The following is a 9,778-nucleotide window of genomic DNA, read 5'->3' as shown; positions in this document are numbered from 1 at the left end:
AAAAAAACTACCAGATGCCAACTCTCGAGGTGGCGGCGATCCCCTAACCAGTCAAAACTAACGCGCAGCGCCAGGAAGCGCGAGCGCATGGGCCCGTGGCCGCCGGGTCGTACGGGCGATGTATCCCGAGGAGGACCTCGGTCCGGCCGAGGCGCGGCTGGTGCTGTTCCTCATGCAGCACGGGGGCGGTCCGACGACGTAGAGCAAGAACCGCGGCCGTCCCCGACTGCGCATGCGGCACGCCCCATTCGCGGTCGACCGGGCCGCGCACGACCTGTGGCTGCGGCACGCACGGGTCACCGTCGAGGAGCTCGGCCTGTCCGAGGAGCACGGGACGACGCTGTGGAACTACCTGACGTACGCGGCGGCGTCGGCGATCAACGCGCCGGAGTTTGCGCTCCACAGCCCGCATTCCGTTCATAGAACGCCGATATTCGGTCACGATCCGGTCAAGCCCGCTTCATCATCACTTACCCGACCACGTCCGGTCTGACAACATCACCGGGAGGTCGGGCAACGGTGACAACAGAGGCTTGGGGGAAGCCGAGTGACGATGTACGGGGGGCGTTCGGGGCGTGCCACGCTCGTCCTGGCGAGGGCGCAGGCGCATCGCACGCTGATCACCGCTGCGCTCGTCACCGTCCTGCTGACCACGTCCGTGCTGGCGGCCCTGGCCGCCTACTCGACCGCGATCGGTGACGCGGCCCTGCGCCACTCGCTGGCCGAGCCGCGCAACGCCGCCGATGCCGCGCTGGTCGTCAAGGCCGAGGTGGCGCCCGATCGTCGCCGGGCCACCGACACCGCCGTACGCGACGCAGCGCGCCGTACCTTCGACGGGCTGCCGGTGACCGTGCGGACGCTGATGCGCTCCGGCCCGTACGCCCTGCCCGCAACCACCCGGGCCGCAGCCACCCGGCCCGGCGACAAGCCCGACCTCACGCACTTCGCGGCGCTCGACTCCACGCAGGTGCGGCTCAGCGAGGGGCGCCTGCCACGCGCGGGCGCGCCGGACGTCGAGGTGGCGATGCCCGAGACCGCCGCGCGGCGGCTGCGACTGGCGCCGGGCGCCCGCCTCACCGTCACCGACCGGCTCGACGGGCCGCCCGTGCGAATCCTCGTCACCGGCGTGTACCGACCCGCCGAGCCGGCCTCCCCCTACTGGCTGCTGGACGAACTGGGCGGTCGGGGCGTACGGACATCCACCTTCACCACCTACGGCCCCCTGCTGACGGCGCCGTCCGTCGTCACCGGCGGCCGGGTGAGCGACGGAGGGTCGGCGTGGCTCGCCTCCGCCGACTTCGCCCGCCTCACCGCCGACCGCATCGGTGCCTTGCGCACCTCCGCGCGCACCGGGCCGGCCGCCCTGCTCAAACTGTCCACCGGGGACGACAGCAAGGGCGGCATGGTCGGCAAGACGACCACGAGCACCGCCCTCCCCGAGGTCCTCGACCGGGTCGAGCGCTCCCTGCTCGTCTCCCGCTCCACCCTCCTAATCGTCGCCCTTCAGCTCGCCCTGCTCGCGGCCTGCGCGCTGCTGCTCGTGGCCCGGCTGCTCGCCGCCGAACGCACCGGAGAGACCCGACTGCTGCGCGCCCGCGGCGCCTCCCGCGCCACCCTCGCCGGCCTCGCCGCCCGGGAGGCGCTGCTGCTGGCCGGACCCGCGGTGCTGATCGCCCCGCTGCTGGCAGGCCCGCTGATCCGACTGCTGGCCGGGCAGGGGGCGCTGGCCCGGCTCGGACTGGAGCTGGAGGTACCGGCCGGCGGACGGCTCGGGGTGTGGCTGACGGCGGCCGGCGTGGCGCTGGGGTGCGCGCTGGCGGTGGCCCTGCCGGCGGTCGCGCCGACCGGGTTCCGCACGTCCCGCGCCCGCGCCCTGCCCGCTCCGCTGCGGGCCGGGGCGGACCTGGGGCTGGTGGCGGTGGCCGGGGTCGCCTACTGGCAGCTGGACCACCGCACTTCGGGCGCGGTGAGCGCGGACACGACCGGCGCCCTGGGCATCGACCCGCTGCTGGTCGCCGCGCCCGCCCTCGCACTGCTGGCCGGCGCGGTCCTGACGCTGCGTCTGCTGCCGTCGGCCGCCCGGCTCGCCGAGCGCCGGGCGACGGGCGGGCGGGGGCTGGCCGGGGCGCTGGCCGGCTGGCAGCTCAGCCGCCGCCCGGGGCGCGGCACCGGTCCCGTACTGCTGCTCGTCCTGGCCGTCGCGCTCGGCGTACTGGCGATCGGTCAGGGCTCCTCCTGGGAGCGCTCGCAGGACGACCAGGCCGACTTTGCGGCGGGCGCGCCGGTGCGGGTCCTGGGCGCCGGCGGCGGCGAGCTCGGCCGCACGCAGGATTACGCGGCCGTGCCTCACGTGCGCGAGGCCGTCCCCGCCGTGCGGACGACCCTGACGCTGTCCGGCGGCCGCACGGCGACGGTGCTGGCGCTGGACACCGCGCACGCTGCGGACACCGTCCTGCTGCGCCCCGACCTGGCGCCCGCCCCGATGAAGCGGCTGCTGGCGGGTCTGGGTCCGTCGGGTGAGTCGGCGGGCGCGCGCGTGCCCGCCGGGGCGACCCGGCTGACGCTGACGGCGACCCTGCATAGTTCGGTGCGGGGCACAAAGAGCGCGGCGACCGTGACCCAGACGCTGGAGGACGACCACGGCGTCCCCTACCCGTTGCCGTCCGGCGACCTGCCCGCCGACGGGCGCCCGCACACACTGTCTGTCGAACTGCCGAGCGGCCACGGACCGTTGACGCTCACCGGGGTACAGCTCGTGCTGCCCATGCCGTCCTTCCACGCCGAGCAGCACACCCTGACCCTCGACGCCCTGACCGCGACAACCGCCGCCGGCACAGCACAGCAAGTGCCCCTGCCTGCGTCCTGGACGGCGGCCTCCGGCACCAACGGGCAGGGCTCGGCCAACCCACGAACCTCGCCGACCCGCGCGCGCGTCCGCCCCGCCGCGCACCCGACCGTGGTGTACGGCACGGGCTACGTCCCGTCCGACCAGCCCTGGCTCAGCCCGTCGATGATGCTGCGCATGCAGGTGACACAGCCCAAGACCACCGTGGTGACCGCCCTCGTCACCGACCGCTTCCTCGCCTCCGCCGGAGCCCGCCCCGGTCAGACGATGGACATCGCCTTCCAGGGGCAGAACGTGCCCGTGCGGATCGTGCGCGCCGTACGGCAGTTGCCGACGGCCCAGGGCGGGGAGGGAAACGGCGACGGCGGCGCCGTGCTCCTCGATCTGCACGCCGTGAACCGGGTTCTCCAGGCGCGCTACGGGGCCGCCCTCGCGCCCACCGAGTGGTGGCTGCAGCCGGACTCGCCCTCGGACAGCGCGGCCATCGCCACCGCTCTGCGCGCCCGGCCCGACCTCGATCCCTGGCAGATCGTCGTGCGCGACGAGATCGCCGCCGAGCTGCGCGACGACCCGTTCGGGGCGGGCCCGGAGGCCGCGTTCACCGTGGCGGCCGGGGCGGCGGCGGTGCTGGCCGCGCTCGGGTTCGCAGTGAGCGCGGCCGGGGCGCTGCGGGAGCGGAACGCCGAGTTCGCGATCCTGCGTGCCCTGGGCGCCCCACGCCGCCGGCTGGCCCGTGCCGTCGCCGCCGAGCACGGCGTCCTGGTCGCGCTGGCGCTGGCCGTGGGCACGGGCCTGGGTATCGCCCTGACCCGCGCGGTGCTGCCGCTCATCGTCCTGACCGGCGAGGCCACCCGCCCGGTGCCGGATCTGCTGGTGGAACTGCCGCCGCTGCGGGTGACCGCCCTGCTGACGGCCGTGGCCGCCGTCCCGGTCATCGTCGTGGCGCTGCTGGCGGTGCGACAGGCCGATCCGGTACAGGTGCTGCGGGAGGGGGAGTGACATGCTGATCCCGTTCAGGCGTGTGGAACGTGCCACCGCCCCCTGGGTCCGCACCCGTCTGCGGTCGGCCCCCGGTGCCGCTCTCGCCCTCGCGCTGCTGGTGGCGGTGACCGCCTGCCTGGCTGCCGCGTTCCCGCGCGCGCTGGAGCGGTACGAGGACGCGGGCCTGCGCCGCTCCGTCGAACAGGTGGCCCACTCCCGGAGCGTCGTCGGTCTGTCCGCCCCGGCGCCCCTGCCGGACCAGCCGCAGGACCAGCGCGAGCAAGCACTGCGCCCCGCCACCGTGAAGCGCGAGTACGACAGCATCCTCGGCATGGTCCGGCGCCCCTTCGTCCCCGACCTCAGCCAGTCGTCGTACGGCGTGACCACTTCCGTCAACCAGGCGGTGCCCGAACCCTGGCTGCCCCGGCCGAGCGGGCTGCCCGCCCGGGTCGCCCTCGTCGCGCAGGCGGGCCTGGCCGACCACGCCCGGCTGAGCGAGGGCCGTCTGCCCCGCGCGTCCGGCACGGTCACCTCGACGACGCCCGAGGTGGAGGCGGCGGTCAGCGCGGACACCGCCAAGAGCCTGCGCATCAAGGTGGGGTCGGTCCTCCACGTCCCCGGCGCGGGTCGGGACGCGCTCGCCGTCCGGGTCACCGGCATCGTCGCCCCGCGCGACCGGGACGGCGCCTACTGGGCGACGGACACCCTGCTGCGCACGCCCGCGCTGATGCGCATAACGCCCGCCGACCCGGACTCGCCCCGGTACTGGCTCGGCGCTCTGCTGCTGCCGTCCGAGGCCGCCCCCGCGCTCCTGGGCGTCGAGGGGCTGCCCCACCGCTACTGGCGGCTGGCCCCCGACCCGAACACCCTGCACCACCGTGACCTGGGCGCGCTCAAGTCCGCGCTCGCCGCCCTGGAGTCGGGCCCCAGCCTCCAGCAGGTGCGCACGGCCGTCGACCCCCTCACGGACGCCCAGACCGACCTCGACGACGTGCTCGGCTCCTACTCCCGACTGCACTCCGGCGTCTCTGCGCCGATCTCGGTCGCGGCGTTCGGCAGCGGTACGGTCGCCGCCATCGTCCTGGCGATGGCGGGCGGCCTGGCCGCCGACCGCCGCCGCACCGAACTGGCCCTGCTGCGCGCCCGCGGCGCCTCGCTGCCGGGCCTCGCCGCCCGCCTGCTCGCAGAGACGGCGGTGGTCGCCGTCCCGGCCGGGGCGCTCGGCCTGGCCACGGCGGTGTGGACCCTCCCCGGCGCCCGGGCCCTGCCCGCCGTACTGGCCGCCCTCGCGGCCACGGTCGTCGCCTGCGCCGCCCTCCCCCTGCGCGCGGTGGCCGCCCACCGGCTCGTCCGCATCCCCGCGCTCCGTCAGGACGTGACGTCCGTACGACCGTCCCGGCGACGTACGGTCGCGGAGCTGACGCTGGTGGCGGTGGCCTCGGGCGCGGTGGTGACCCTGCGCCGGCAGGGCACGTCCGGCGGGTCCGGCGATCAGCTGATCTCGGCGGCGCCCGTACTGGTGGGGGTGATCGCCGCACTGCTGCTGGTCCGCCTCTACCCCCTTCCCCTGCGTGGCATGGCCGGCCCGGCCGGGCGGCTGCGCGGTGTGGTGAGCCATCTGTCCCTGGCCCGGGCCGGCCGCAGTTCCGCGTCCGCGGTGCTGCCGCTGCTCGCGCTGCTCACCGCCCTCACCACGGCCTCGTTCGGCGGCTCGGTCCTGGCGGGCATCGGCGAGGCCCGGGACCACTCGGCGCTCCTCGCCGTCGGGGCGGACGCCCGACTGGAGTCGATGGTGGATTCCCTGCCCGCGGGGCTGACCGACCGGGTGCGCCGGGTCTCCGGCGTGCGGGACGTGGCGGCGGTGAGCGTCGCGTACCGGGCGAAGCCGAACGACGGGCGTCAGGAGGTGCCGCTGGTGGGCGTGGATCCCGGCGGCTACGCGGAGCTGACGAGGCGGACGGGGCTCGGTGCCTTCTCCGAAGGAGTGTTGAAGAAGGGCCGGGGCGACCTGGGGGCCGGCGCCGTGCTGCCCGCCGTGGCCTCGCCGAGCGTGGCGGACGCCCACGGCTCGGCTCCGTTCCCCGTCAGCATGGAGGACGGCAGCAGTGTCACCGTCCGCATCGTCCTCGTCCGGGACATCACTCCGGCCGTGACGGGCGCCGACTTCCTGGTGGTGGACCGCGCCGGCCTCGGCGCCACGGCGGCCAGGCCGACGACGCTGCTGGTGACGGGCCCGGAAGCGGACGCCCGTGCCCTGCGCGAGGCGGCCGGGGACGCGGTGTCGGTCCGCCTCCGCGCCGACGAGAGAGCCCGGTACGTCGACTCCCCCCTCCAGTCCGGCGTGGAGCACCTCTACACGGCGGCGGTGGCGGCAGGTGCCGGCTACGCCGTGCTCGCGCTGCTCCTGTCACTCCTGCGCGCCGCTCCCGAGCGCATCGCGCTGCTGGCCCGCCTCCGCACCATGGGCCTCACCCGTCCGCAGGGCCGCCGCCTGCTCGTCCTGGAGTCCCTGCCCCAGGCCTTGCTCGCCGCGGCGGGCGGCGTCCTGACCGGCTGGGCCGCGATCCGCCTGCTTTCCCCCGGCATGGACCTGACCGCAGTGGCCCTACCGCCCTCGGTCGCTCCGCTGGAGCAGACCGCGCTGCACACCGACGCCTGGTCGCTGACGATGCCGGCGCTGGCCGTGGTGGCGGTGACGGTGGGAATCGCCGGCGTACAGGCGTGGTGGGCGGGGAGGAGAGGAGCGGTGCGGGAGTTGAGAGCAGGTGACACGAAGTGAGAAGGGCAGCGCCCGCGTCCCCGGCGGCCTCGGCACCAGACCCCGGGGGCTCCGACGCCTCCGGTCACGGCACCAGTCCCCAGGGGCTCCGGCGACTCCGGCCCCTGACCCCGGCGGACTCGGCGGCCCCCGCCCCAGACCTTGGCGGCGTCGGCGGCCTCGCCCGCACGCGGCAGCCCCCGCGCCTACCCGGCCGGCCGCGGCCCCCCATTGACCAAGGAGCCCGATGACGACGAATCCCACCCTCGCCGAACTGGCCGACAAGGCGACCGCCACCCGCGCTCGGCCCGCCTACGGCCACGACGCCCTCATCACCTGCGACCGTCTGGTCCGTATCTTCTCGGCGGACGGCGTGGAGGTGCAGGCCCTCCAGGGCCTCGACCTGCTCGTCCGCGAGGGCGAACTCATGGCCCTGGTGGGCGCGTCGGGCAGCGGCAAGTCCACCCTGATGACCATCCTGGCCGGCCTGGACACCCCCACCGCCGGGGCGGCTCAGGTGGCCGGCCACAACCTGCTGGCCATGACCGCGAAGGACCGCCTGCACTACCGGCGCAAGGTGGTCGGCTTCATCTGGCAGCAGACCTCCCGCAACCTGCTGCCGTACCTCACCGCGGCCCAGAACGTCGCCCTGCCCCTCCAGCTGGCCGGCGGGCGACGCCGCTCCCGGGCCCGCACCGAACGTGCCCTGGAACTGATGGAATTGCTCGAGGTCGCCGACTGCCGGGACCGCCGCCCGCATGAGATGTCCGGCGGTCAGCAGCAGCGGGTCGCGATCGCCGTGGCCCTCGCCTGCGACCCGGCGGTGCTGTTCGCCGACGAACCCACCGGCGAGCTCGACTCCCACACCGCCCAGCAGATCTTCGCCGCCTTCCGCACGGCGAACGAGGAGCTGGGCACCACAATCGTCATCGTCACCCATGACCGCGCCGTGGCCGGCGAGGTCCGCCGTACGGTCGCCATCCGTGACGGCCGCACCTCCACGGAGGTCTTGCGCCGCAGCGAGGTCGACGAGACCACTGGCCACGAGACGCTGGTGGCCCGCGAGTACGCGATGCTCGACCGGGCCGGCCGCCTCCAGCTGCCCGCCGAGTACACGAAGACGCTGGGCATGCGCGACCGGGTGGCGCTGGATCTGGAAGAGGACCACATCACCGTATGGCCGGACGACAGCGGGCACAGCTGATCGCCGGCCGTGACCGAACAGCAGGTGCGCGGGCCGCTCGCCACATCAACGGGCCTTGGCGGCCGGGTCGACGGTGAACCCGTCGGTCTCGACCAGCACGTCGTCTCCGCCCCCGGTCAGCTCGGCCCGGTGCACGGCGGCCCGCAGGCGGCTCGTCCATGCCGAGCGGCTTGGTGACGAGTCGTCGGGGCCCGCGCCCAGCGCCTCCATATTCTCGTCCGAGGAGATTCCGGCAGCCCCAGGTCGAGGACGACCACGTCGGGGTGGCGGGCGGCCGCGAGCTGGGAGCGCGTCGGCACCGTCGTGCGCGACATCCGCCTCGTACGTGTGCCCCTTGCCCCCAATTGTCGGTCCCCGCTGCTTACATGGAACCGACCTTACGGCCAACGATCCCGACCTGCGTGACGGGGAGCAGGTCGGGGACGTCTTTGACTCAATCCTGAAGGCGACGGCTTGGCCTACTCCCCCGTCTCGTCCCGTATCTCCCCGTCGCGCAGTTCCAGCACACGGTCGGCCAGGTCGAGCAGCGTCGCGTCATGCGTGGCCACCAGGGCGGTGACCTGTTCGCTGCGCACGACCGCCCGCAGCAGTTCCATCACGGCATGGCCGGTCTCCGCGTCCAGTTGGCCGGTGGGCTCATCGGCGATCAGCAACGAGGGGTTGTTGGCCAGGGCGCGGGCGATGGCGACCCGCTGCTGCTGGCCGCCGGAGAGCTCGCCGGGCCGCTGGGCCGCGTGGTCGGCGAGGCCCACCAGGGACAGCAGCAGCTCGACTCGCTCCTCGCGCTCCCGTACGTCGGCCCGGCGCATGCGCATCGGCACGCCCACGTTCTCCGCGGCCGTCAGGATCGGGATGAGGCCGAAGGACTGGAAGACGAAGCCGATCCGGTCCCGGCGCAGCGTCAGCAGGCCGTCCTCGCCGAGCTCCGACAGGTCCAGGCCGTCCACGGTGACCCGGCCCCGGTCCGGCGCATCGAGCCCTCCGACGACGTTCAGCAGGGTGGTCTTCCCGGACCCCGAGCGCCCCTTGAGCGCAACGAGCTCACCGCGGGGGATGTCGAAGGAGACGCCGCGCAGGGCATGGACGGCGGCGGCTCCCTGGCCGTACGACTTGTGGACGTTCTCGACGCGCACCATGGTCCCCGTGACAACCTGGCTCATGTGTCCTCCCTTGATCCCCCGTGGGCCGGTCGTCAGTATCGCGGCCTTCCGCCCGGTCATCAATGCTTCTACGGCCCTTCACCCAACGCGGGAACCGATCTCCGACGGGAGACGCATCGGCCGAGGCCAGGGAGTTCCGTCGGCGTTCCATGTCCTGCGCAGGACCTCATGCCGCGGGCGAGCTGTCGGGCCACGTCGGTGCCCGGCAGATACGGAGACGGCACGGGTCTTCCGTTCCACGATCAGGGCCGACAGCCGGAGCCAGGCTACGGAACAGTACGCCGGGCCGCACTGAGAGCCTTGTCACGTGGGATTGGGTGATCGCTCCTGCGACGGGCCGGATTCCTGCCGATCTCCAGGAGGCCGTGGCGGTTCCGGAAGGCTCACCAACTTCATTAGCGATTCCTAGTGTTGTGTATGATTGTGCGCATGGAGTTGTTGCGCATGTCCAAAGCCGCAGAGCGTCTGGGCATCCATCCGATGACGCTTCGTCAGTGGGCGTTGGACGGCAAGGTTCCGTTTACCTGGGTCGGTCGTGAGCGCCGGTTTTCCTCGATTGACCTGGAGAACATGAAGCGTGGCAGCGGCGCCAGAACCTCCCGCGCCCGGCGGGAGGTTTTGTATGTGCGCGTCTCCGGATCGAATGGCCAGGAGTCCTCCCTCGCTGCGCAGGAGGAGGAGTTGCGGGCGACCGCGACCGGCGAGGTTGTGAAGGTGTTCAAGGACCGGGGATCGGGTCTGCGGGAGAATCGCCCCGGCCTCAACCGGCTGTTGGCGATGGTCGCCGACGGAACGGTGACGGTCGTCCGCGTCACGCATGAGGACCGGCT

The 9,778-nt window shown here is 73.9% G+C and carries 5 protein-coding genes and 2 pseudogenes; 5 read left to right on the top strand and 2 right to left on the bottom strand.

What is annotated here, in order from left to right; all coding sequences use genetic code 11:
* Window positions 1-106: 106 nt before the first annotated feature.
* From ACFU8Q_RS34920 to ACFU8Q_RS34905, 4 genes and pseudogenes are all read left to right on the top strand, one after another.
* Window positions 107-388 (top strand): annotated as a pseudogene (locus ACFU8Q_RS34920) (globin); the annotation flags it as partial.
* 165 nt (window positions 389-553) lie between these two features.
* Window positions 554-3,844: an FtsX-like permease family protein gene (locus tag ACFU8Q_RS34915; protein ID WP_384462169.1), complete on the top strand. Its 3,291-nt coding sequence runs from the start codon at window positions 554-556 to the stop codon at window positions 3,842-3,844.
* Window position 3,845: 1 nt separating this feature from the next.
* Complete coding sequence (locus ACFU8Q_RS34910) at window positions 3,846-6,605, top strand: FtsX-like permease family protein (RefSeq protein ID WP_384462167.1); 2,760 nt, start codon at window positions 3,846-3,848, stop codon at window positions 6,603-6,605.
* 226 nt (window positions 6,606-6,831) lie between these two features.
* The gene (locus tag ACFU8Q_RS34905) at window positions 6,832-7,788 is read left to right on the top strand and encodes an ABC transporter ATP-binding protein (protein WP_384462164.1); all 957 of its coding nucleotides are present in this window, start codon (window positions 6,832-6,834) and stop codon (window positions 7,786-7,788) included.
* Window positions 7,789-7,842: 54 nt separating this feature from the next.
* Here the strand turns inward: ACFU8Q_RS34905 and ACFU8Q_RS34900 are convergent.
* Window positions 7,843-8,175, bottom strand: a pseudogene (locus tag ACFU8Q_RS34900) (DNA-binding response regulator); the annotation flags it as partial.
* 71 nt (window positions 8,176-8,246) lie between these two features.
* Window positions 8,247-8,948, bottom strand: coding sequence for an ABC transporter ATP-binding protein (locus ACFU8Q_RS34895; RefSeq protein WP_384462162.1), 702 nt, complete (start codon window positions 8,946-8,948; stop codon window positions 8,247-8,249).
* A gap of 429 nt (window positions 8,949-9,377) precedes the next feature.
* Here ACFU8Q_RS34895 and ACFU8Q_RS34890 point away from each other — a divergent pair.
* On the top strand, window positions 9,378-9,778 hold a 401-nt coding region (locus ACFU8Q_RS34890; RefSeq protein ID WP_384462159.1), incomplete at its 3' end, for a recombinase family protein.

Source organism: Streptomyces sp. NPDC057543, from assembly GCF_042801895.1.
Lineage (GTDB): Bacteria > Actinomycetota > Actinomycetes > Streptomycetales > Streptomycetaceae > Streptomyces.
The sequence above is the reverse complement of the archived record's forward strand: the minus strand, read 5'-3'. Positions and strand labels throughout refer to the sequence as shown.

Bases quoted from the DNA above. Each gene is read 5' to 3' on its own strand.
- ACFU8Q_RS34915 (WP_384462169.1), top strand. From the start codon at position 554: ATGTACGGGGGGCGTTCGGGGCGTGCCACGCTCGTCCTGGCGAGGGCG.
- ACFU8Q_RS34910 (WP_384462167.1), top strand. From the start codon at position 3,846: ATGCTGATCCCGTTCAGGCGTGTGGAACGTGCCACCGCCCCCTGGGTC.
- ACFU8Q_RS34905 (WP_384462164.1), top strand. From the start codon at position 6,832: ATGACGACGAATCCCACCCTCGCCGAACTGGCCGACAAGGCGACCGCC.
- ACFU8Q_RS34895 (WP_384462162.1), bottom strand. From the start codon at position 8,948: ATGAGCCAGGTTGTCACGGGGACCATGGTGCGCGTCGAGAACGTCCAC.